Here is a 26,236-nt window from a genome sequence, read left to right as displayed (position 1 = left end):
TGGGCAGCGATGGCCTCTTCGCAGCACAAGGCTGCTCCTACAGCCACTACCGTTCGCGCAGGGCCTCCTTGGCCCGGTTCAGCGGCTTGATCAGGTAATCGAGGATGGTCTTCTCACCGGTGCGGATATCCACCGTGGCAATCATCCCCGGCACGATCGCAAAATGCTTGCCGGCCTTGTTCTGCAAGCTGTCCTGCTCGGTGCGGATGAACACCCGGTAGTAGTAGATTTCCGGTTTCACCTCATCCTGCAGGGTGTCCGGCGAAATACCTACCACCTTGCCTTCCAGCCCGCCATACACCGAATAGTCATAGGCACTGATCTTGACCTTGGCCGCCTGGTCCGGGTGAATGAAGGCGATATCGCGCGGCGCGATGCGGGTTTCGATCAGCAGGCGTTCGTCCATCGGCACGATCTTCATCACCTGGCCACCGGGCTGCACCACGCCGCCCAGGGTGTTGACCTCGATGTCCTTGACGATGCCACGCACCGGTGAGCGCAAGGTCAGGCGGGTAAGCGAGTCACTGCGCCCGCGGACCACTTCCGACAGGCTGTCGGCCTCGGCGCTGGCTTTGGCCAGCTCTTCCCGGGCACGTACCAGGTAGTCGGAGCGGGCTTCGTTGGCCTTGAGCTCCAGTTCCGAACGCTGGCGGTTCAGGCGAATCACTTCGACCCGGCTTGAGGCGCCCATCTTTGCAAGGTTCTCGGTAATCTTCAGCTCGCTACGCACCAGTTGCAGCGAGTCCTGGATGCCCGCCAGGGTCTGCTCCAGCCCGCGGCGGCGGGTCTGGTACAGCGCGGTTTCTGCGTCGATCAGGTCGGGCGAGTCGCGCAGGCTTTCGGGGAAGGTCAGCGGCTTGCCCGTCACCTCTGCCTGCAGGCGGGCCTGGCTGGCCTTGGCAGCGCGGTACTTGGCTTCGCTCTCGCCGACACTGGAGGCGGTCTTGGTCGGGTCGAGCTGGGCCAGCACCTGGCTGCGCTCGACCAGGTCGCCTTCGGCCACGCTCATCTGCGCGACGATGCCGCCCTCGAACGACTGGATCACCTGCTCCCGCGAACTGGGGATCACCTTGCCGGTGCCGGTGGACACTTCGGTCACCTCGAACCAGGCGGCCCAGGCCAGGAATGCGGCCAGCATCAAGGCACAGATGGTGATGATGCGGCCGGCGCGGAACACCGCCTGGTCGTCCTGCCCATCCAGGTAGGAGGCCGGGAGTTCATGGTTGCTCATGCCTGGGCTCCTTGCAGTTTGGCCAGCGCGGCATCGCGGGTGTCATCGATGACGATGCGCCCGCCGTCCAGCACCAGGATGCGGTCGACCCGTTGCAGCACGCTCAGGCGGTGGGTGGCGATCACCAGGGTGCGGCCCTGGCAGAAGCGTTCGAGGTTATCCAGCAGCTTGCGTTCGGTCATGTCGTCCAGCGATGCGGTTGGCTCGTCCAGCAGCAGTACTTGCGGCTGTCGTACCAGCAGGCGCGACAGCACCAAGGCCTGGCGCTGGCCGCCGGACAAGCCCAGGCCGCCTTCCAGGATCAGATGGTCCATGCCCTTGGGCAGGCGGCGGACGAAGTCCAGCGCGCCCGTGGCAGCCAGCGCGGCCACCAGCTCCTGGTCACTGGCCTGGCCGGCGCCGAGGGTGAGGTTTTCCCGCAGGGTTCCGTGGAACAAACGCGCGTACTGTGGCAGCAGGCCCACGTCACGGCGCAGGTCGGCAGGGTCGAGGTGGCCCATGGCGATGCCGTCCAGGCTGACCTCGCCTTGCACCAGGTCCATGGCCCCTCCCAGGGCTTGCAGCAGGGTCGACTTGCCGGCGCCGTTGCGCCCGAGAACGGCAATGCGCTCGCCCGGCTGGATATCCAGCTGGCCGATGTTCAGCACTGGCGGGGACTCCTCGCTGTAGCGGAAGTTGGCCTGGCGGAGGCGGTACTCGCCACGAATCGCCGGCAAGTGCACGCGGGCTTCGCCTTCGGGGTGGTCGACCGGTGACTGCATCAGCTTGTCCAGCCCTTGCAGGGCCACCTTGGCCTGCTGCCAGCGGGTCAGTACATGGGTCAGTTGCGCCAGTGGCGCCATCATCCGTGACGACAGCATCGACGCCGCCACCAGGCTACCGGTAGTAAGGTCGCCGGCGATGACCATCGGCGCGCCGACCACGATGACCACGGCAAACACCGCGCCCTGCACGTTCTGGGTCCAGGTCACCAGGCCGTTGGTGAGGGTGCGCAGGCGCAGGTTGGTGTGGGCGCAGGCGGCGTTGTACTGGTTCCACTGCCGCTCGAAGCGTGCTTCGGCCTGCAGTGCCTTGATCTCGTCCAGGCCCTGGATGCTTTCTACCAGCATCGCGTTGCGCAGCGCCGACTCGCGCATGGAGGCATTGGCCAGCCGCGCCAGGCGCCGTTGCGCCAGCACCCCAGGCACCACCATCGCCAGCAAAGCGACCAGCGGGATGAACACCAGCACGCCGCCGATCAGCCAGAACACGAACAGGAACAGCAGGAAGAACGGCAGGTCGGCCAGCGCCGTGGCGGTGCTGGAAGTGATCAGGTCGCGGATCGATTCCAGCTCGCGAAGTTGCGAGATGAACGAACCGGTGGACTTCGGCCGCACCGAGTTGCGCAGGCGCAAGGCATGCCCGTAGACCAGGTCGCTCACCCGCAGGTCGGCGCGTTTGCCGAGCAGGTCGGTCACCTTCAGCCGCAGCAGGCGCATGCTGAAGTCGAACACCAGCGCCAGCACTACACCCCCGAACAGCACGTACAGGGTTGGCAGCGACTCGGCCGGGATCACCCGGTCGTACACCTGCATCGAGAACAGAACCCCCGCGAGGGCCAATACGTTGGCTACCAGCGAGGCGACCATCACCTGCCCATAGGGGCGCAGGTCGCGCAGCACGATGCGGGCAAACCAGTGGCGGTCGTAGGGTGCGGTGTAGTCATCGGTGCGCACATCGCGCAGCGGCCGTGCCGGGCGCAGCAGCGCAACGCGGTTGATGCGGCCCTTGAGGCTGTCGCGGGGCAGGCGAGAGGTCAGGCCCTGGTCACCGGCAAACACCACCGCCAGGTCGTCCTCTTCGGTGACCGACTCCACCACCGCCAGCTGGCCATCATCCAGTTCCAGTACCAGCGGTGTACGCCACTGTCTCAAGCCCTTGGCGTCGAAGCGCACGAAGCGCAGGGCCAGGCCGGCCTGGCGCGCCATGTGGCGAAGGATTTCATCCAGCGGGCGGGCATCCTCGACGGCGGCCAGGCGAATACGCTGGGGCGACACGTCCAGGCGGTAGTGGTGCGCCACCTGCAGCATCACTTCCAGCCAAGGCCCAAGGTCCGGTCGATGAGGCGCTTCGGCCGCGGGGGCCGTGGGCTGTTCAGGCAGGGTCACATTGATCGAATCGGTCATGGCTGGATCTCCACCCCTTGCAGGTTGCGCCCCTCAAGGCCAAAGGCCGTGCGCAGGGCGCCGGTGTTGTACAGGCAGTCGACATCCAGGCGCAGCAGGTCGGAGCGGGTGCCTGCGAGTTCGAAGCGTGACTGGTAGATCTCCTGCTCGGCGTTGAGCAGGTCGAGCAGGGGCCGCGTGCCCAGGTCCAGGTACTGGCGGCCGTAGAGCATGCGGGCTTCCTGGATGCTGACCTGGCGCGCTTCCAGCGAAGTCAGCCTGCGGCCTAGCCCGGAAGTTTGTGCCATGGCCTCGGCCAGGCCACGACGGGCTTGCAGGCGGGCCGCGTCTTCGGCGGAGTCGGCGGCGGTCAGGGCGTGGCCGGCTGCGCGGCTGCGGGCGCTGATGGCACCCCCTTGATAGATAGGCACCTCGACGTTCAGGTAGATGCCTGCCTGGGTGCGGTCCATGCGTGAGTTGTCGCGGTTGTAGTCGTTGTCCAGGTAGTGGTTGACCTGCGGTTGCAACGACAGGGTCGGGTACGCCTCGGCCTTGGCCTGGGCCAGCTCGGCCTGGCCCTGGGCGCGCTGGGCCAGGGCCATGAGCACAGCAGGCAGGCGGTCATCGCCTTGCGAGGGCCGCTTGCAGGCTTGGTTCAGCGCTGCTGGCGAATCCTCGGCCAGCGCCGGTGGGGTGATGCGCCCCATCAGTGCCGCCAGGGTCGAACGCCAGCGCTCGTACTGCGACTGGTATTCCTCAAGCGTGGCGCGGGCGCTTTCCACCCGGGACTCGGCCTGCACCACGTCGGAGCGGGTGCTGGCGCCCATGTCGCTGCGCTGGCGGGCCATGCCGGCAATGTCACCGACCCCGCGAATCTGGTCGCGGGCAATGGTCATCAGTTGCTCGTAGCGGCGGGTTTCGATCCAGGCATAAGCGGTGTCGCGGGCCAGGTCGTCGACCACCAGCAGGATATTGGCCTGGGCGCGCGCGGCGGCCGCCTCGGCCGCGCTGACGGCGCTGTCGACCTTGCCGAAGTCGTAGAGCATCTGCTTGAGCGACAGGTTCAGGGCCTGGCTGTTGCGGTCGCCGCCATAACCGGTGTCATAACCGGTGCGGATACCGCCGGAAATCTGCGGGTAATACCCCGCGCGGGCGACGTTGATGCCTTCGCCCTGCTTGTACAGGTTGCCGATGGCCTCGGCGATGCTGGGGTGCCATTGCGCTGCCTGCAGCACCGCATCGGTCAGCTGCAGCCGCTCGCCACTGGCGACCGGGGCCATGCCGGTGGGGGGGCGGGCAGGCACTGCATCGGGCGCATCGCGTAACAGCGATGGCCCGACCTGGCGCAGTTGAGGGTCTATGTCGTCGGCTGCCTGGGCAACCGGGTGGAAGTTCAGGGCCAGAAGCCCGAAGGCTCCCAGCAACAGCGGTGACAGCGGACTGCTTCGCTTCACATAGTTCCCTTACTGCTGGTCGTCCTTGCCGCCGGGCATTTGCCCGGCGGGATTGCAGCGGCCTCACACCACATGGATACCGTTCTGTACCCACAAGTGATGGCTTGGATCCTCCTGGGCCGTGTATTGGTTATAGTCGATGCCGTCGGCAGTTTGGTTCCCGACCAGGTTCCAGTTGTCCGTCATGTGAACCGTGTCTTTGTCGTCCCCTTTGATGATGAGTGTGTCGGTGCCGGTTTCGGTGATTGCCACCACGTCTGCCAGGTTGAGGGTAAGCGCCACCGAACTGGTGTCGTTGAGGTCGATGACTTCGATGTCGTGCACGCGCCCGGCCAGGTTGCCCAGGTCGATGCTGGCATCGCCGCCGCCCCACAGCAGGGTGTCGGTACCTGTGCCGCCCTCGACGCTGGCGAAGTTCTGGTCGACCACCACCAGCGTGTCGTCACCCGCACCACCCTGCAGGGTGATGTGGCCACCCTGGCTGCCATCGAGGTGGTCGTTGCCGTCGGTGCCGGCGATCACATCGGTGGCGGCTGCCAGGCTGGCCAGCGCCACTGCCTCGTCGCCGGTGTCGGTCAGCAGCGATGTGGTCGTGGTGAGGCCGGCAGCATTGTCCAGGTTGACGGTCAGCGTGGCGGTGTCGGTGGTGCCGTTCGGGTGGGTCAGCTCGTAGGTGAAGGTGTCGTGCTGGCCGACCACCGCCGAGGTAAGCCCCGGGTTGAGGGTGTAGGTGTAGCTGCCGTCGGCATGCACCAGCAACGTGCCGTAGGTGCCGGCCACGCTCACCCCGTTGTAGCCCGGGATGGTGTAGGTGTTGGCCGCTGTCAGCACGCTCAGCACGGTCAGTGCCGAACCGACGTTGTCGTCACTCAGCAGGTTGCCGGTGGCTGCCGTCGCGCCGCTGACCACGAACTCGGTCAGGTGCGTGGTGGTGGCGTTGAGGCTGGTGGTGATGGAACTGAGCAGGCCGATGCCGCCGGCGGTGACACGCACGTGGTAGGTGCCAGCCCCCTGGTTCTGGAAGGTATACCCCGCGCCGCCACCCAGCAGGCTGATCAGCGAACCCCCCGGTACCGACTGCACCAGCACATACTGGCCGGTGGCCGGGTTGAGCTTGAGCAGCTCGATGGTGGTGCCGTTGAGCAGGCTCAACAGGTTGGTGGAGTTGACCACCACCTGCAGGTTGGCCGTGGTATCGGCGGCAACCGTGGTGGTGTAGGTGGCCTGGCGGGTGCCGATCACCGGCAGGCTCAGCGAGCCCAGCGTACTGCTGCTGGTGTCCACGCGGTTGGCCAGGGTGACGTGGCTGGTACCGACATCGTTGACTGCGTCGACCACCGTGGCCGGTGCAGCGTAGTTGGTGTTGCTCCAGACCTCCGTGGCTTGCGGGCTGTCGATGCGCACGTACAGGTTGGCGGTATCGGACAGGCCGTTCGGGTGCACCAGCTGGTAGCTGAACACGTCCACCTTGCCGACACTGTTCGGGCTGCCGTTAGGCGTGTAGGTGTAACTGCCATCGGCACTGATCACCAGGGTGCCGTACTGGCCCTGGACCGTGGTCGAGGTACCGGCCGAGACATAGCTGCCGTTTTTCAGCACTTGCAGCACGGCGGCGCTGTCCGGGCCACGGGCATCCACCGCGCCATCGGTGCCCACGTCGGTGATGACGTTGCCCGAGGTGGCCGTGCCGGTGCCGGTGAACTGGGTCAGGCTGGTGGAGGTGATGTCCAGCGTGGTGCTCACGTTGGTCACCAGGCCGATGCCGCCACTGCCCACGGTCAGCCGGTAGTCACCGGCTTGCAGCACGCCGATGTCCACCTGCAAGCCGATCGGCAGCACGATCAGATCGAGCAGGCCCTGCGTGTTGCCGGTGGCGATGGTCACCCAGGCGCCGCTGGCGTCTTTTACCTGCAGGGTGAAGCTGGTGTTGTTGAGCAGCGCCAGCACGCTGTTGGTGGTCAGTGTAAGGGTCGGGTCGGCCGTGGTGCCTGGCGCCACCGTCCAGGTGTAGGTCTTGGAGAAGCCCGACAGCAGCGTGGTGAAGCTGTCGGTGTAGGTCTTGGTGGCACTGACCGCTGCCAGGTTGACCGTGGCCGTGGCCAGGTTGTCGCTCGCGATGAGCGGCGCGTTGGCATCCACATCCGGTGCGGTGACGTTGACGTTGCCCGACACGTTGCCGCGCGGGTCACTGAGGGTCACCGAGAGGATCTGGCCGTTGTCCTGAGGCGGGCTCAGGGTCACGGTGAAGGTGCCGTTCGGCTGCACCGTCGTGGTTTGCAGCACGGTACCGCTGGCGCTGCGTACGGTCACGGTGGCGCCCACTTCGCCAGTACCGGTCAGGGTACCGCCGTCGGCACTGATCAGCAGGTTGCCAGCAGCCGCAGGCGGGGTCAGGTCTGGTGCGGTCAGCCCAGTGCCAGTGGAGACGTTGCCGGCGCTGTCGGTGAGGGTGACGCTGAGCGCCTGGTTGTCGATCTGCGCCGCAGTCAGGCTGACCACGAACAGGCCGTTGCTGCCCACCGTCGCGGTCCCAAGCACGGTGCCGGCGCTGTTGCGGACGGTGACCGTGCTGCCGATCTGGCCAGAACCGCTGACCGAGGTGCCGTTGGCGTTGATGGTGGCCAGCGGTGCGGCTGGCGGGGTGGTGTCTGGCGCGGTCAGGCTGGTGCTACCGGACAGGTTACCGGCAGCATCGGCCTGGCGCACCACCAGCAGTTGCCCGTCGTTCTGTGGTGCGGTCAGGTTGATGGTGAAGGTGCCGTCGGCTTGCACCACTCCGGTACCGACCTGGCCGTTCGGGCCTTGGACCGTAACGGTGGCGCCCGCTTCACCGTTACCGGTGAGCACCGTGCCCGCGCCGTTGATGGTGACGTTGGTCGGTGTTGCAGGTGGTTGCACGTCTGTGGCGGTGTAGCTGGTACTGCCGGACACATTGCCCGCAGCATCGGCTTGGCTCACGCCCAGCACCTGGCCATTGAGCTGCGCGGCGTTCAGGTTGACGGTGAACACACCACCGCCATTTACCACCGCCGTGCCGAGCACGTTGTTGCTGGCGTCGCGCACGGTTACCGTGGCACCGGCTTCACCGGTGCCGGTCAGCACCAGGCCGTTGAGTGACAGGCTGGTCACCAGCGGGTTGGCCGGTGGCGTGACGTCGGCGGCTTGCAGGAAGGTCGGCTGCGATTCGCCGCCCACCAGTGCCACAGCAGTCACCGAAATATGCTCGCCGTTGAGCTGGGCTGTGTTCAGCGTCAGGGTAAAGGTGCCGTTCAGGGTAGCGCCGCCTGTGCCGATCAGGTTGCCTGCGGCATCGTAGACGCGAATGCCCACGCCACTCGGCGCATTACCGGCCAAGGTCAGGCCGTCGCTGCCCAGGGTCACGTTGGTGGGGGGCACTGGCGGTGCGATCAGTGGTGTGATGTACGTCGCGACCGCAGAGGTATTGATGCCGTCGGATTGCGTCACTGCCAAGGTTGCCAGCGAGCCCGCCGCCGGCACCAGCGTTATCTGGAAGTTACCCGCGGCATCTACCGTGCCAGTGCCGATCACCGATCCGCCGCGGCTGATGGTGACGGTGGCATCAGGCTCGCCCTTGCCGGTCAGCACATCGAACGTATTGTTGATGGCCATGTCGGTGACCACCCCAGGAGGTGAAGTGTCGTTGGTCTGATAGGGCACAATCACCGAGGCGTTGCCCGCATCGTCCGTGGACACCACTGTGAGCAACTGGCCGTTGTTCTGCGGCGGGTTGATCGGCACGGTGAACTGGCCGTTTGCACCCACTTCTACGGTGCCTACGACGTTGTTGTTCGGGTCACGCACCGTGATGGTGGTGCCGGCCTCTGCCGTACCAGTCATCGACGTGCCTGCCGGGTTGAGCAACAGGTTATCGGGTTGCACTGGCGCCGTGAGGTCTGGCGCGTTCACCTGCAGGGGCGCCGACGGGTTGCCGGTGGTGTCCTGGGCGATGACGGTGAGGACTTCGCCGTTGATCTGCGGGTTGTTCAGGTTGAGGACAAAGGTGCCATCCGGGTCGACCGTCACCTGGCCCAGCAGGTCACCGTTGTTGTTGACCACGGTGACACGCGTGCCGGCTTCGGCAGTACCGATCACCTGGGTACCGCTGTCGTTGATGGTGGCGATCACCGTGGCCGGCGGCGTGGTGTCCACCGCCGTGACCGAACTGATTGGCGAGATGTTGCCGGCTGCATCGGTCAGGGTTACCTGCAGCACCTGGCCGTTGAGCTGCGCACCATCAAGCTCGACGATGAAGGTGCCGTCGGCGCCCACTGTGCCGGTACCGACCTGCGTGGCACCGACGAAGACGCGCACGGTGGCGCCCACTTCGCCGAGCCCGCCCAGCTCGTCGCCTGCCGCATTGAGCCGCAGCTCGGTTGCCGCCGCAGGTGGCGTGAGGTCCGGCGCCAGTACGCTGACCGGTAGGCTGACATTGCCGGGTGGGTCGGCCTGCAGCACCGACAGCAGCTGGTTGTTTATTTGTGCGGGTGACAGGTCGACGCGGAAGCTGCCGTCGGCAAGCACGGTACCTGTGCCCAGTACGGTACCGGCGGCGTTGCTCACGATTACCGTCGCGCCGGCTTCGCCTTGGCCGCTGACCACACTGCCGTCGGCGTTGATCACCACCTGGGTGAGCGGTGCTGGCGGGGTGAAGTCCGGGGTTTGCAGGGTTGCCACTGCCGACACGTTGCCGGCCGCATCGGCCTGGGTGAAGCTGAGCAGCTCGGCGTTACCCAGTGCCGGGTTCAGGGTGATGGTGAAATGGCCGCTGGCATCGACGGTGGCGCTGCCGATTTCGTCGCCGGCCGGGTTGGTCACGGTCACCAGCGCGCCTGCTTCGCCGCGACCGGTGAGGGTGACGCCATCCCCGGAAACGGCCAGTTCGGCAGGTGCCGTTGGCGGCGTGGTGTCGGGTGCAGTAATGGCGCTGGCGGCAGACTGGTTGCCAGCCGCGTCGGTCAGTACCACTTGCACTTGCTGGCCGTTGGCCTGAGGCGATGCGAGGTTGACCTGGAAGGTGCCGTCGGCGCGCACCGTTGCACTGCCCAGCACCGAACCATCGGCGGAGAGCACCCGCACGGCGGCACCTGCTTCGCCGGTACCGTCGAGCAGGCTGCCACCCCCGGCGAAGGCCAGGTTGCCGGCAGCCTCCGGGGCGACGCGGTCAGGGGCGATCAGGCTGACGCTGTTGGACTCGTTGCCGGCCACATCGGACTGGCTGGCGCTGAGCTGTTCGCCGTTGATCTGTGCGGCGCCCAGGTTGACGCTGAAGTTGCCGCTGGCATCGACCACGGCACTACCCAGCTCGATACCGCCTTCGCCAAGCACGGTAACGGTGGCACCTGCCTCGCCGCGGCCACTGAGGACCAGGCCGTCGTTGGACAGCACCAGGTTGGTCAGTGGTTGCGGTGCCGTGGTGTCCGGTGCCTGCAAGGTGGCAGGCAGCGATACGGTGCCATCGGTGCCTGTTGCGCTGACCTGCAGCACTTCACCATTGGCCTGTGCACTGCCCAGGTTGACAGTGAAGGTACCGTCGTTGGCGACCGGGCCGCTGCCCAGCAAAACGCCGTTGGGGCCATACACCTTGACTGTGCTGCCCGCGTCGGCCGTGCCGGTCACCGACAGGCCGTCGCCGGCCAGTACCAGGTTGTCCGGTGTTGCCGGTGCCAGAGCACCCGGCGCAGTGACGCTTTGCCCAGGGGAGACGTTCTGCGCGGCATCGGCCTGGACCACGTTCAGGCTTTCACCCGTGATCGCCGCCGGCGACAGGGGCACGCTGAAGTGGCCGTCGGCTGCCACTGTGGCGGTGCCCAGCACGGTACCGTCAGGTGCCCGCACGCTCACGGTTGCGCCTGCTTCGCCATTACCTGTCAGGGTGGCGCCACTGGCGGAAACCGCCAGGTTGGTCACGGCGGCTGGCGGCGTGGTGTCGGCTGCGGTGTAAGGCGCGGTCGGCGACACGTTGCCGGCTGCGTCGGTGGCGGTCACCTGCAGGGTCTGGCCATTGGTCTGGGCACTGTTCAGGGCGACCTGGAAGGTGCCGTTGCTGCCGGCTACCGCCGTGCCCAGCACGTTGCCGCTAGCATCGCGTACGGTCACGGTGCTGCCGGCTTCGGCGTTACCGGTCAGTTGCAGCCCGGTACCGGACAGGGCGAGTGCGGTGGGTACCGCAGGCGGGGTGAAGTCCGGCGCGGTGACCGCCACGGCGGTGGAGGTGTTGTTGCCCGCGTCGGTCTGCGTAACGCTCAGGTGCTGGGCGTTGAGCTGGGCACTGTTGAGTGTGAGGGTAAAGCTGCCATTGGCCGCCACCAGGCCGGTGCCGATGATGGTGCCATCCGGGCCGCGTACGGTGACTGTGGCGCCGGCTTCGCCCAGGCCGGTCAGGGTCAGGCCGTTGTTGTTCAACGCCACGTTGGTCAGCGGCGCGGGTGGAGTCAGGTCCGGGGTCGTCACATTGACTGCTGGCGACGTGTTGCCGGCGGCATCCACTTGCGTGACGCCGATAGCCTGGCCGTTGGCTTGCGGGGTGTCGAAGGTCACCGTGAAGCGACCGTCGGCGCCCACCGTGGCGGTGCCGAGCACCGCACCGGCAGCGTTGCGTACCTGTACCGTGGCGCCCACCTCACCGCTGCCGGAGAGCTGCCGGCCGTCCTGGCTCAAGGCCGGGTTGGTGATGGCGGCGGGTGGCGTGCGGTCTGGCGTGGCGAGGTTGGCCGGCCCGGAGACGTTGCCGGCAGCATCGCTGAGAGTCACCTGCAGCGGGCTGCCGGTGGTTTGCGCGCTGGGCAGGGTGACCTGGAACTGGCCGCTCTGGTTGACGGTGCCGGTGGCCAGGATGGCGCCACTGGCATCGCGAATGGTCACTGTGGCGCCGGCTTCGCCCTGGCCGCTGAGCACGGTAGCCGCGCTGTTCAGGCTGAGGTTGCTGGCCGCCAGCGGTGCTTGCAGGTCGGGTGCCTGCACGCTGGCTGCCAACGATACGTTACCGGCGGCGTCGGCCTGGGTGACGATCAGGTTCTGGCCGTTTGCCGCAGCCGGAGAGAGGTTGACGCTGTACAAGCCATTGTTGCCAACCACGGCGCTGCCCAGCAGGGTGCCCTGGGCGTCGGTGACCCGCACGGTTGCGCCCACTTCACCCTGGCCGGTCAGCGTGCTGCCGGTGCGGTCGATGTCTGCGGTAGGTGCGTTGGGCGCGGTGGTGTCGTTGGCGACTACGGTGGCCGGAACCGATGGCTGGCCATCGGCGCCGATACGTGCGCTGACCTGCAAGGTTTGCGCGTTGAGCTGGGCGTTGCCGAAGAACACCCGGAAGGAGCCATCGCTGCCCACTGTCGCGGTGCCCAAGGTGGTGCCGCCGGAAGTCACGGTAATCAGCGAGCCGACCGTGCCGGTACCCGTCAGCACGAAGCCGTCGGCACTGATGGCCAAGCCTGCTGGCGTTGCTACCTCGGTGCCGGTCGGGCCGGTCAGGGTAACGCCATCGGATTCATTGCCGGCAGGGTCGATGACCACCACGCTGACTTGATCGTCCGAGGTCAACGGCGGGTTGACCGGTATCACGAAGGTGCCATCCGGGCCCGCAGTTGTGGTGCCGAGGTCGTCGCCGGTGACCGGGTCGCGGATGACCACGGTGCTACCCGGCTCGGCGGTACCGCCAACGGTACTGCCATCCGGGCTCACGGTCACGCCGGTGGCGGGTTCCGGATCGGTGTTGTCTGGTGCGGTGACGGTAATCGGCGCCGAGCTGTTGCCAGCCGGGTCGGTGACGATCACGGTCACGGTTTCGCCGTTGTTCTGCGTGGTCGGTAGCGTCACGCTGAAGCTGCCGTCGGCATTCACCGGAACCGTGGTTTCTACGCCAGCGCCGTCACGCACGGTCACGGTTTCTGCACCCGGCGCGTTGCCGCTGACGGTAGTGCCATCCTCGCTGACCTCAACCCCGGTCGGCAGGGCCGGTGGGGTGATGTCCGGTGCATTGATCGGTGTGTTGTCGGAAACGTTGCCCGCGGCATCGGTCAGGGTTACCTGCAGGGGCTGGCCGTCCAGCTGTGCAGGTGCCAGCGGCACGGTGAAGTTGCCACCTGCCGGTACTACCACGGTGCCAAGCAGGTCACCGCCAGCGTTGCGTACTTCAACGGTGCTGCCTGCCTCGCCGGAGCCCTGAATGGCGTTGCCGCCTGGGGTGATGGTGAGGTCGGCCGGCGCAGTTGGCGCAGTACTGTCGTCAGCGGTGAAGGTGGCCGACGGCGAGGCATTGCCGCCGCCATCGATCAGCACCACCGACAATACTTCACCGTTGGTCTGGGCGGGGACAAGTGTCACTTCGAACGTGCCGTCTGTATCCACCACAATGGTGCCTAGGAGGTCGCCCGCAGCATTGCGTACCTCTACGGTGCTGCCAGCCTCACCCTGCCCGCTGAGCACTGTTCCGGTAGGGTCAAGGTCCAGGCCTTGTGCCGGCAGCGGTGCCTCGAGGTCAGGTGCAGTGACGGTGCCAGCGAGCGAGTCGTTGCCAGTATTGTCGGCCTGAGTGACAGACAGCGTCTGGCCATTGAGCTGTGGCGGGTCGATTGTCACCTGGAAGGTACCGTCCGGCTGGACCGTTGCGGTGCCCAGTACGGCGCCGCCGGTGCCGGTCACGGTCACCTGCGCACCTGGCTCGCCGCTACCGCTCACGCTGCTGCCGTCACCAGCCAGGACCAGGCCGGTGGGTATATCCGGTGCCTGGGTATCCGGCGCCGACAAGTCGACCGCCGCTGACAGGTTGCCGGCCGGGTCGCGTTGTTCCACGGTCAGTGCCTGGCCGTTGGTCTGCGGCGTGTCGAGGGTGATTTCGAATGCGCCGCCAGTGCCGACCACGGTGCTGCCGAGCACGCTGCCGTCCGGCCCGCGCACGGTGACGGTGGCGCCCGGTTCGCCGTTACCGGTGACCGTGGTGCCGTTGCCATCGATGGCCGGGCTGGTGACCACTTGCGGTGGGGTAGAGTCTGGCGCCGTGAAGTTCACCGGCCCTGCGCTGTTGCCCAGGCTGTCGGTGGCTTCGACGGTCAGGCTTTCGCCATTGCGCTGCGGTGCGCCGAGGGTGATGTCGAAGCGGCCGTCGCCGCCCACGGTCGCGGTGCCCAGCACGTTGCCGTCAGCGTCACGCACGGTGACGATGGAGCCGCTCTGACCTTGGCCGGTAAGGTGAATGCCCGCGGTATCGATAGCGAGCCCCGAGGGTTGCAGCGGGCCATCGGTGTCCGGTGCCACGATGGTGGCGGTCGAGGTATTGCCCGCGGGGTCGCGCAGCACTACGTCCAGTTCCTGGCCGTCAGTTTGCGGTGGGTTCAATACCACGCTGATCACACCGTCGACACCAACCTGGGCGTTGCCCAGCACAGTGCCGTCGGCACTGATCACCTGCACGGTGGTGCCCGCTTCGCCGCGGCCGGTGAGCAGGCCGCCATCGGCACTCAGTTGCAGTTCGCTGGCTTCATTGGGCGGGGTGATATCGGGGGCGGTGATCTGGGTAGGCAGCGAGCTGTTGCCAGCGCCGTCAACTGCCACCACATCCAGTGTCTCGCCGTTGGCCTGGGCCGGGCTCAGGCCGATGGTGAAGCTGCCGTCCTGGCCGGCCTCAACGCTGCCCAGCACATTGCCCTGTGCGTCACGCACTTGCACCTGCGTACCTGCCGGTGCAGTACCGGAAACGCTGGAGCCGTCACTGGCCACCACCACGCCGCTCGGGCTTTCGGGCAGCGGTGTATCGGCAACCGTCACACTGACCCCTGCCGAGGTATTGCCGGCGGCATCGGTCTGCACCAGCACAATTTCCTCACCTGCGGCCAGCGGTGCGTCCAGGTCAACCACGAAGGTGCCATTTGGCGCCACGATGCCAGAACCGAGCACAGCACCTTGGGTATCACGCACTTCCACCGTGGCACCGGGCTCACCACGGCCAGACACGGCCAGGCTGCCATCGCCTGCCACCACGTCGGTGACGATTGTCGGTGCGGTGATGTCCGGCGTCACATAGCTCAGCGGCACCGAAGTGTTGCCTGCCGCATCGGTCACAGTGATGGACAGGGTTTCGCCATTGGCCTGTGGCGGGTCGAGGGTCAGGCTGAAGCTGCCATCCGGCCCGGCAATGGCGCTGCCGATCAGGTTGCCCGAGGCATCTTTCACCTCCACCCGGGCGCCCCCTTCTGCCGTGCCGACCAAGCTGTCGCCATTGCTCAGCACCAGGTCGGCTGGTTGCAGCGGTGCTACCTGGTCCGGCGCCGTCAGTGGGCTAGGTGTAGAGACGTTGCCGGCGGCATCGGTGAGGGTCACTTGCAGTGACGAGCCATCCACCACCGGGGTTGGCAGTTGCACATTGAAGCTGCCATCCGGTTGCACGGTGCCGCTTGCCAGCACCTGGCCCTGATCGTTGCGCACTTCCACGGTGGTGCCTGCTTCACCACGGCCGGAGACCGTGCGGCCATCATCGCTGATGGCCAGTTGGGTGGCTGGCGCTGGAGGGGTGGTATCACCGCCGTTATCAATGATCGGTGCAGTGACGTTGCCGGCAGTGGAGGCGTTGCCTGCGGTATCGGTGGCGGTCAACTGCAACTGCTCGCCCGCCACTTGTGGCGGGGTGAGGCCGATGCTGAATGTACCGTTGGCACCCACTACGACGCTGCCCAGTACGGTAGTGCCGTCGGCTGCCAGCACGCGCACGGTGCTACCGGCTTCGGCACGCCCGCTCACCACGCTGCCATCGGCATTGACTGCAAGTTCGCTTGGTGCGGCGGGTGCGGTGATGTCGGGCGCGGTCACTTGTACCGGCAGTGACGAAGCGCCGTTGTTGTCGATGGCGACCACGTCCAGCAATTCGCCGTTGGCCTGGGCCGGGTTGAGCACCACGGTGAAGGTGCCGTCGGCGCCAACCACGATGCTGCCGACCACGGCGCCGTTGGCATCATGCACTTCCACGCGGCTGCCGACCGGCGCGGACCCGCTGACGCTGGTGCCATCCGCAGCGACGACCAGGTCGCTCGGGCTGGCCGGTGTGGGCACCATTGGTACGTCGAAGGTCAAGGCCTCGGAGGCATTGCCGCTGGCGTCGGTCTGCACCAGGCTCAGGCGCTCGCCCGGCAGCGCGGCCGGGTCCAGGTCGAGCAGGAAGGTGCCGTTGGCGGTCACCGTGCCAGTGCCGATCACGGTGCCATTGACGTCGCGCACTTCGACGGTCGCCCCGGCTTCGCCGCGACCGCTCAGGGTCAAACCGTCTGCACCGACCACGATGTTGTCGACTACGGCAGGGGGCGTGGTATCCGGCGCATCGAACTGCAACGGGGTCGAGACATTACCAGCGGCGTCCACCAGGCGGATGTCGAGGACCTCGCCATTGGCTTGTGCAGGGGACAGGGTAACGCTGAAGCTGCCGCTGGGGTTGACCACGCCGGTGCCAATCACGTTGCCCGAGGCGTCGCGTACCTGCACGGTAGCGCCAGGCTCACCACTACCGGTCAAGGTGACGCCGTCGGCCAGGTCCAGGCCGGTCGGTTGTGCGGGGGCTTGCAGGTCTGGGGTGGCCACCGTGCCAGGGGTGGAGGCATTGCCGGCGGCATCGGTCAGCACCACTTGCAGGGTACTGCCATCGGCGACCGGCGGGGCCAGGGTGACCTGGAAGGTGCCATCCGGGTTGACCGTACCGTTAGCCAGCACGTTGCCCTGGGCATCGCGCACTTGCACGCTGGCGCCCGCTTCGCCACGGCCGCTCAGCTGGCCACCGGCAAGGCCGACGACCAGGTTGGTCGGGGCCTGGGGTGGGGTGGTATCGACACCGTCGATGTCTGGGGCCGTGACACTACCGGCGCTGGAGGCATTGCCGGCGGCGTCGGTGGCGGTGACTTGCAGCACTTCACCGTCCACCTGTGCGGGGCTGAGGGTGATGCTGAAGCTGCCCGTGGCGCCCACTACCGCCGTACCCAGCACGGTAGTGCCATCGGCTGCCAGCACACGCACGGTGCTGCCCGATTCGGCACGGCCGGTGACGACGGTACCGTTGGCATTTATCGCGAGTTCGCTCGGGGCGGCCGGGGCGGTGATATCCGGCGCACTGATCTGCACCGGCAGGGACGATTCTCCCGTGCCATCGATGGCTACCACCTCCAGCAGCTCACCATTGGCCTGGGCCGGGTTGAGGATGACGGTGAAGGTACCTTCGGCGCCCACCACCACACTGCCTACCAGCGTGCCGTTGGCATCGTGGACTTCCACGCGGCTGCCGGCCGGTGCAGCACCCGTGATGCTGGTGCCATTCGCGGCCACTACCAGGTCGCTTGGGCTGGCCGGGGCAGGGGTCAGGGGCACCTCGAACTGCAAGGCTTCGGAGGCATTGCCGCTCGGGTCGGTCTGTACCAGGCTCAGTGCGGCACCCGGTTGGGCCGCCGGGTCGAGATTGACCACGAAGGTGCCGTTGGCGCCTACCGTGGCAGTGCCGATGACAGTGCCGAGGGCATCACGCACTTCCACGGTGGCACCGGCTTCGCCGCGACCGCTGAGCACCAGGCCACCGGTACCGACCACGACATTGCTGACAGCAGCAGGCGGGGTGATGTCCGGTGCATCGAACTGCAGCGGTGCAGAGCTGTTGCCGGCGGTATCCACCAGGCGCACATCCAGGGCTTCGCCATTGGCCTGGGCGGGGAACAGGGTGACGCTGAAGGTGCCGTCTGCGTTGACCAGGCCGGTACCAATCACGGTGCCGGCGCTATTGCGCACCTGCACCGTGGCGCCAGGTTCGCCGCGCCCGGTAAAGGTGACGCCATCGGCCAGGGCCAGTTCGCTCGGCTGTGTCGGGGCTTGCAGGTCTGGCGAGGCGACCGAGCCCGGTTGCGAGACGTTGCCAGCAGCATCGGTGAGGGTGACTTGCAACGTGCTGCCGTCGTTCACGGCGGGGGACAAGGTTACAGCGAAGGTGCCATCCGGGCCGACAGTGCCGGTTGCCAGAACAGTGCCCGCAGCGTCACGCACCTGTACGGTGGTGCCGGCCTCCCCACGCCCGCTCAACTGGCTGCCGGCGAGGCCGATCACCAGGTTGGCCGGTACATCGGGTGGCGTTGTATCGCCACCGTCGATGTCTGGCGCGGTGACCGAGCCAGCGGTCGAGGCGTTGCCTGCTGCATCGGTGGCGGTGACTTGCAGCACTTCGCCGTCGACCTGTGCCGGGTCGAGGGTGATGCTGAAGCTGCCGGTGGCGCCAACCACCACGCTACCCAGCACGGTGGTGCCATCGGCGGCCAGCACACGCACGGTGCTGCCGGGTTCGGCACGGCCGGTGACTACTGTACCGTCAGCGTTGACGGCCAGTTCGCTCGGGGCGACAGGTGCCGTGATGTCCGGTGCGGAGACCTGCGTTGGCAGGGACGCTACGCCAGCATCGTCGATGGCCACCACATCCAGCAGTTCGCCATTGGCCTGGGCCGGGTCGAGGACCACGGTGAAGCTACCATCCGGGCCTGCCACGACACTGCCAATCAGTGTGCCGTTGGCATCGTGCACTTCCACGCGGGTGCCGGCGGGTGCCGTACCGCTGATACTGCTGCCGTCTTCGGCAAACACCAGCTCGCTGGGGCTTTCCGGGGCGGTGGCTACCGGCACTTCGAACGGCAGCGCTTCGGAGGCGTTGCCGCTTGGGTCGGTCTGTACCAGGCTCAGTTGCTCGCCCGGCTGCACCGCTGGGTCGAGGTTGACCAGGAAGGTGCCGTTGTCGCCGACCACACCGGTGCCGATCACGGTGCCGTTGGCATCGCGCACTTCGACAGTGGCGCCGGCTTCGCCGCGACCACTCAGGGCCAGGCCATCGTTGCCGACCACGATGTTGCTGACCGCAGCCGGCGGGGTGATGTCCGGTGCATCGAACTGCAGTGGGGCAGAGGTGTTGCCGGTGGCATCCACCAGGCGCACATCCAGGGCTTCGCCATTGGCCTGGGCGGGCGCAAGGGTAATGCTGAACAGGCCATCGGCACCGACGATGCCGGTGCCGACGACGGTGCCGGCGGCATTACGGACTTGCACGGTGGCACCGGGTTCGCCGCGACCGGTGAAGGTCACGCCGTCAGCCAGGGCCAGCTCGGTGGGCTGTGTCGGGGCTTGCAGGTCTGGCGAGGTGACCGAGCCGGGTTGCGAGACGTTGCCAGCGGCGTCGGTCAGGGTGACTTGCAGCGCGCTGCCGTCGGTAACGGCAGGGGTCAGGGTAATTGCGAAGCTGCCATCGGCAGCGACAGTGCCGGTGGCCAGCACAGTACCTGCTGCATCGCGTACCTGTACGGTGGTGCCGGCTTCGCCACGCCCGCTCAACTGGCTGCCGGCGAGGCCGATCACCAGGTTGGTGGGTGCGTCAGGTGGTGTGGTATCGCCCCCGTCGATGTCTGGCGCGGTGACCGAGCCAGCGGTCGAGGTGTTGCCTGCCGCATCGGTGGCGGTGACTTGCAGCACTTCGCCGTCGACCTGTGCCGGGTCCAGGGTGATGCTGAAGCTGCCCGTGGCGCCCACTACCACGCTACCCAGCACGGTGGTGCCATCGGCGGCCAGCACACGCACGGTGCTGCCGGGTTCGGCACGGCCGGTGACTACTGTACCGTCAGCGTTGACGGCCAGTTCGCTCGGGGCGGCAGGTGCGGTGATGTCCGGTGCGGTGATCTGTGTTGGCAGGGACGCTACGCCAGCATCGTCGATGGCCACCACGTCCAGCAGTTCGCCATTGGCCTGGGCCGGGTCGAGGACCACGGTGAAGCTGCCATCCGGGCCCGCCACGACACTGCCAATCAGCGTGCCGTTGGCATCATGCACTTCCACGCGGGTGCCGGCAGGTGCCGTGCCGCTGATGCTGCTGCCGTCTTCGGCGAACACCAGCTCGCTGGGGCTTTCCGGGGCGGTGGCTACCGGCACTTCGAACGGCAGCGCTTCGGAGGCGTTGCCGCTTGGGTCGGTCTGCACCAGGCTCAGTTGCTCGCCCGGCTGCACCGCTGGGTCGAGGTTGATCAGGAAGGTGCCGTTGTCGGCGACCACACCGGTGCCGATCACGGTGCCGTTGGCATCGCGCACTTCGACAGTGGCGCCGGCTTCGCCGCGACCACTCAGGGCCAGGCCGCCGTTGCCGACCACGATGTTGCTGACCGCCTCAGGCGGGGTGATGTCCGGTGCATCGAACTGCAGTGGGGCAGAGGTGTTGCCGGTGGCATCCACCAGGCGCACATCCAGGGCTTCGCCGTTGGCTTGAGCGGGTGTAAGGGTAACGTTGAACAGGCCGTCGGTGCCAACGATGCCAGTGCCAATAAGGGTGCCGGCGGCATCACGTACTTGCACGGTGGTACCGGGTTCGCCGCGACCGGTGAAGGTCACGCCGTCAGCCAGGGCCAGCTCGGTGGGCTGGGCAGGGGCCTGCAGGTCCGGCGAGGTGACCGAGCCGGGTTGCGAGACGTTGCCAGCAGCATCGGTCAGGATTACTTGCAAGGCGCTGCCATCGGTAACGGCAGGGGTCAGGGTAACTGCGAAGCTGCCATCGGCGCCGACGGTGCCGGTGGCCAGCACGGTACCTGCCGCATCGCGTACCTGTACGGTGGAGCCAGGCTCGCCACGCCCGCTCAGCTGGCTGCCGGCCAGGCCGACTACCAGGTCAGTCGGGGCTGCCGGTGGCGTGGTATCGACACCGTCGATGTCCGGCGCGGTAACCGCGCTGGTGGGCGATGTGTTGCCGGCGGCATCTGTTGCCGTGGCTTGCAGCACTTCACCATCGACTTGTGGCGGGTTGAGGTTGATGCTGAACACGCCGGTCGGGCCGACCACGGCAGTGCCCAGTTCGCTGCCGTCGGCGGCAACGATGCGCACGGTGCTGCCCGGTTCGGCACGGCCAGTGAGGACGGTGCCGTCAGCGCTGACGGCCAGTTCGGTCGGGCTGGCCGGGGCGGTGATGTCTGGCGCGGTGATTTGCGCCGGCAGCGAGGACACGCCGCTGTCATCGATGGCGACCACATCCAGCAGTTCGCCGTTGGCTTGGGCAGGATTGAGCTCGAGGCTGAAGGTGCCATCGGCATTGGCGATGGCGCTGCCGATCAGTGTGCCATTGGCGTCATGCACCTCCACGCGAGTACCGGCAGGCGCGGAACCGCTGAGGGTGGTGCCGTCGGCATCGACGGCCAGGTTGCTCGGGCTGACCGGTGCAGTGGTCAGTGGTACATCGTATTCAAGGGCAACGGAAGCGTTGCCGCTTGGGTCAGTCTGCACCAGGCTCAGCTGTTCGCCCGGCTGTGCAGCTGGACTGAGGTCGATCAGGAAGGTGCCGTTGGCAGCGACTACGCCAGTGCCGATCACGGTGCCGTTGGCATCGCGCACTTCGACAGTGGCACCGGCTTCACCGCGACCACTCAGGGCCAGACCGCCGTTGCCAACCACGATGTTGCTGACCGCATCGGGCGGGGTGATGTCCGGGGCGGTGAATTCCAGTGGTATCGAACTGTTGCCGGCCGCGTCCACCAGGCGTACATCCAGTGCTTCGCCGTTGGCCTGCGCAGGGTTCAGGGTCAGGCTGAACAGGCCATCGGCGCCGACTACACCCGTACCGATGATATTGCCTGCTGCGTCACGCACCTGCACGGTGGTGCCGGCTTCGCCACGGCCGCTCAGTTGGCTGCCGGCCAGGCCGATTACCAGGTCAGTCGGTGCTTCAGGCGGCGTGGTGTCGACGCCGTCGATGTCCGGCGCGGTTACCGAACTGGCCACGGAGGTATTACCAGCGGCATCGGTGGCGGTAGCTTGGAGTACTTCACCGTCTACCTGTGGCGGAGCAAGGTTGATGCTGAACACGCCGGTCGGGCCGACCACGGCAGTGCCCAGTTCGCTGCCGTCGGCGGCAACGATGCGCACGGTGCTGCCGGGCTCGGCACGGCCGGTGATGACGCTACCATCCGCGCTGACAGCCAGGTCAGTCGGAGCGGCGGGCGCGGTGATGTCCGGTGCGGTGACCTGCGTCGGCAGCGAAGAAACGCCGCTGTCATCGATGGCGACCACATCCAGCAGTTCGCCGTTGGCTTGGGCTGGGTTCAGCTCGATGCTGAAGGTGCCGTCGGCATTGGCGATGGCGCTGCCGATCAGCGTGCCGTTGGCGTCATGCACCTCCACGCGAGTACCCGCCGGGGCAGAACCGGTGAGGGTGGTGCCGTCGGCGTCGACGGCCAGGTTGCTCGGGCTGACTGGTGCAGTGGTCAGCGGTACATCGTATTCAAGGGCAACGGAAGCGTTGCCGCTCGGATCGGTCTGCACCAGGCTCAGCTGTTCGCCCGGCTGTGCAGCTGGACTAAGGTCGATCAGGAAGGTGCCGTTGTCACCGACAACGCCAGTGCCGATCACGGTGCCGTTGGCATCGCGCACTTCGACAGTGGCGCCGGCTTCGCCGCGACCACTCAGGGCCAGGCCGCCGTTGCCGACCACGATGTTGCTGACCGCCTCAGGCGGGGTGATGTCCGGTGCATCGAACTGCAGTGGGGCAGAGGTGTTGCCGGTGGCATCCACCAGGCGCACATCCAGGGCTTCGCCGTTGGCTTGAGCGGGTGCAAGGGTAACGTTGAACAGGCCGTCGATGCCAACGATGCCAGTGCCAATAAGGGTGCCGGCGGCATCACGTACCTGCACGGTGGCACCGGGTTCGCCGCGACCGGTAAAGGTCACGCCGTCAGCCAAAGCCAGCTCGGTGGGCTGGGCAGGGGCCTGCAGGTCCGGCGAGGTGACCGAACCGGGTGGCGAGACGTTGCCAGCGGCATCGGTCAGGGTCACTTGCAGGGCGCTGCCGTCGGTAACGGCAGGGGCCAAGGTAACTGCGAAGCTGCCATCGGCGCCAACAGTGCCGGTGGCCAGCACAGTACCTGCCGCATCGCGTACCTGCACGGTGGTGCCAGGCTCGCCGCGCCCGCTCAGCTGGCTACCGGCCAGGCCGACTACCAGGTCAGTCGGGGCTGCCGGTGGCGTGGTATCGACACCGTCGATGTCCGGCGCGGTAACCTCGCTGGTGGGCGATGTGTTGCCGGCGGCATCGGTCGCGGTGGCCTGCAGGACTTCACCGTCTACCTGTGGCGGAGCAAGGCTGATGCTAAATACACCGGTCGGGCCGACCACGGCGGTGCCCAGTTCGCTGCCGTCGGCGGCAACGATGCGCACGGTGCTGCCGGGCTCGGCACGGCCGGTGATGACGCTACCATCCGCGCTGACAGCCAGATCAGTCGGGGCGGCAGGCGCGGTGATGTCCGGCGCGGTGACCTGCGTCGGCAGCGAAGAAACGCCGCTGTCATCGATGGCGACCACATCCAGCAGTTCGCCGTTGGCTTGGGCCGGGTTCAGTTCGATGCTGAAGGTGTCGTCGGCATTGGCGATGGCGCTGCCGATCAGGGTGCCGTTGGCATCGTGTACCTCTACGCGGCTACCGGCAGGCGCGGAACCGGTGAGGGTGGTGCCGTCGGCATCGATCGCCAGGTTGCTCGGGCTGTCTGGCGCGGTGGTCAGCGGTACGTCGTACTCGACTGCCACGGAAGCGTTGCCGCTCGGGTCGGTCTGCACCAGGGTCAGCTGTTCGCCCGGCTGCACCGCCGGGTCGATGTCGATCAGGAAGGTGCCGTTGGCACCGACTATGCCAGTGCCGATCACGGTGCCGTTGGCATCGCGCACTTCGACCGTTGCACCCGGCTCGCCACGGCCACTCAGGGCCAGGCCATCAGCGCCGACCACGATATTGCTTACTGCGCCAGGCGGGGTGATGTCCGGTGCATCGAATTGCAGCGGCGCCGAGCTGTTGCCGGCGGCATCCACCACGCGCACATCCAGGGCTTCGCCGTTGGCCTGCCCAGGGTTCAGGGTCAAGCTGAACAGGCCATCGGCGCCAACGATGCCAGTGCCGATAAGGGTGCCGGCGGCATCACGCACTTGCACGGTGGCACCCGGTTCGCCGCGACCGGTGAAGGTCACGCCGTCGGCCAAGGCCAGGTCAGTCGGTTGAGCAGGCGGCAGCAGGTCGGTAGAGGTGACCGAGCCCGGCTGCGACACATTGCCAGCAGCATCGGTCAGGGTGACTTGCAGGGTACTGCCGTCGTTCACGGCAGGAGTCAGGGCAATGACGAAGGTGCCATCGGCGCCAACGGTACCGGTCGCGAGGATGTTGCCTTCGGCGTCACGCACTTGCACGGTGGTGCCGGCTTCGCCGCGGCCGCTCAGTTGGCTGCCGGCCAGGCCGATTACCAGGTCAGTCGGGGCTTCAGGCGGTGTGGTATCGCCACCGTCGATGTCCGGTGCAGTGACCGAGCTGGCCACGGACGTATTGCCAGCGGCATCGGTCGCAGTGGCTTGGAGGACTTCGCCGTCCAGCTGCGGTGGGTTGAGGTTGATGCTGAACACGCCGGTCGGACCGACCACGGCCGTGCCCAGTTCGCTGCCGTCGGCAGCAACGATGCGCACGGTGCTGCCCGGTTCGGCACGGCCAGTGAGCACGGTGCCATCCGCGCTGACAGCCAGTTCGGTCGGGGCGGCAGGCGCGGTGATGTCTGGTGCGGTGACCTGCGCCGGCAACGAAGAAACGCCACTGTCATCGATGGCAACCACGTCCAGCAGTTCGCCGTTGGCCTGGGCCGGGTTCAGTTCGATGCTGAAGGTGCCGTCGGCATTGGCGATGGCGCTGCCGATCAGGGTGCCGTTGGCGTCATGCACCTCCACGCGAGTACCCGCCGGGGCGGAACCGGTGAGGGTGGTGCCGTCGGCGTCGATGGCCAGGTTACTCGGGCTGACTGGTGCAGTGGTCAGCGGTACGTCGTACTCCAGGGCCACCGAGGCGTTGCCGCTTGGGTCTGTCTGTACCAAGCTCAGTTGCTCGCCTGGTTGCGCGGCTGGATTGAGGTCGATCAGGAAGGTACCGTTGGCACTCACCACGCCAGAGCCGATCACGTTACCGTCGGCATCGCGCACTTCTACGGTGGCGCCAGGTTCGCCACGCCCGCTCAGGGCCGTGCCTCCCGGGCCGACCAGAATGTCGGTGACGGCATCAGGCGGGGTGATGTCCGGGGCGGTGAATTCCAGTGGTATCGAGCTATTGCCCGCGGCATCGACCTGGCGAATGTCCAGGGCTTCGCCGTTGGCCTGGGCAGGCGAGAGGGCGAGGCTGAAGGTACCGTCAGCGTTGACCAGGCCGCTGCCGATGAGGTTGCCGGCAGCATCGCGCACCTGCACGGTGGCGCCGGGCTCGCCGCGACCGGTGAGGGTTACACCGTTCGCCAGGGCCAGCTCGGTTGGTTGGTCTGGGGCGGTGGTGTCAGGGTTGTCGACGTCCGGTGCCGTGATGCTCGCAGCTGGCGAAGTATTGCCGGCTGCGTCCGCGGCGCTGACTTCCAGGGCCTGGCCGTCGGTTTGTGGCGGTTGCAGGGTGATGCTGAACTGGCCATCCGCACCGGCTACGGCAGTGCCCAGCAACACGCCGCCAGCGCCGCGTACGGAAACTGTCGAGCCAGGTTCGGCACGCCCGGTAAGGGTGGTGCCCTGTTCATCGATGGCGAGGTCGGTCGGTGCCAGTGGCGCGGTTGCATCCGGGGCGGTGACGGTGCCTGGTGCCGAGACATTACCGGCACCATCGGTCAAGGTGACTTCAAGGTTCTCGCTGTTGATCTGTGGTGGGTTCAACGTCACGTTGAAGCTGCCGTCGGCACCCACGGTGCCGCTGCCGATCAGGTTGCCGGCGGCATCACGGATATTCACCGTGCTGCCCGCTTCACCCCGGCCGGTCAGGCGCAGGCCATCCGGCGACACCAGCAGGTCGATGGGCGTGGCCGGGGCAGTGGTATCGGGGTCCGAGCCGCCACCGCTGCTTCCGCCACCGCCGCTGTCGGCTGCAGCTGCTGCGCCACCGACACCGAGCAGGCTGAGCCCGGCAATCGCCCAGGTCGGCATGGCGTTACCGGCGGTGCCGATACCCGCGACCAGTTCGTCCAGCGAGGCTACGTCTTCGAAGGTAAAGCCGGTGAACGCTGCCGCGTCGTACTGGGCGTGCCACAGTGTGCCGTCTTCGCCGACGAAGACGATGTCGCTGCCGACCCCGGCCTGGTCCACCGCGAAGAAGTTGCCGACGGTGACTTTCTCACCCGACTTCAGGGTGATGATCAGGTCCTGCCCGCGTTGGGTAACGGTGGCTACTTTGTCGGGAGATACCGGCATCTGCACGACGCCTGGTGCTTTGAGATTGATATTGCCCCAGGCGCTCTGAGTGGCGACTTCGGATTGCTTGTCGGCGATGACGATGTTGTCCATGGATGCTCCCTGCTGGTATCCGGATCCCCCGGCCCGAAACGTTCGGGCCACAACCGCCATAACAGAGCCCTTGCCGGGGTGTTACG

4 protein-coding genes are annotated in these 26,236 nt (G+C 67.0%); all 4 read right to left on the bottom strand.

Annotated elements, in window-relative coordinates; all coding sequences use genetic code 11:
• Positions 1 to 46 precede the first annotated feature (46 nt).
• The 4 genes from SB765_RS14490 to SB765_RS14475 all read right to left on the bottom strand — a co-directional run bounded on the left by SB765_RS14490 (position 47) and on the right by SB765_RS14475 (position 26,150).
• The gene (locus tag SB765_RS14490) at positions 47 to 1,231 is read right to left on the bottom strand and encodes an HlyD family type I secretion periplasmic adaptor subunit (RefSeq protein ID WP_410931492.1); all 1,185 of its coding nucleotides are present in this window, start codon (positions 1,229 to 1,231) and stop codon (positions 47 to 49) included.
• Positions 1,228 to 3,396 (bottom strand): type I secretion system permease/ATPase, encoded by a 2,169-nt coding sequence (locus tag SB765_RS14485; protein ID WP_016484934.1) that lies wholly within the window; start codon positions 3,394 to 3,396, stop codon positions 1,228 to 1,230. The genes SB765_RS14490 and SB765_RS14485 overlap by 4 nt, the downstream gene beginning before the upstream one ends.
• Positions 3,393 to 4,829, bottom strand: coding sequence for a TolC family outer membrane protein (locus SB765_RS14480; RefSeq protein ID WP_341797597.1), 1,437 nt, complete (start codon positions 4,827 to 4,829; stop codon positions 3,393 to 3,395). Before SB765_RS14480 ends, SB765_RS14485 begins: the two co-directional genes overlap by 4 nt.
• A gap of 63 nt (positions 4,830 to 4,892) precedes the next feature.
• On the bottom strand, positions 4,893 to 26,150 hold the full coding sequence (locus SB765_RS14475) for a BapA/Bap/LapF family large adhesin (protein ID WP_410931491.1): 21,258 nt from the start codon (positions 26,148 to 26,150) through the stop codon (positions 4,893 to 4,895).
• Between the last annotated feature and the right edge of the window lie 86 nt (positions 26,151 to 26,236).

It is taken from the genome of Pseudomonas sp. SIMBA_067 (assembly GCF_046534675.1).
Taxonomy (GTDB): Bacteria; Pseudomonadota; Gammaproteobacteria; order Pseudomonadales; family Pseudomonadaceae; genus Aquipseudomonas; species Aquipseudomonas putida.
The sequence above is the reverse complement of the archived record's forward strand: the minus strand, read 5'-3'. Positions and strand labels throughout refer to the sequence as shown.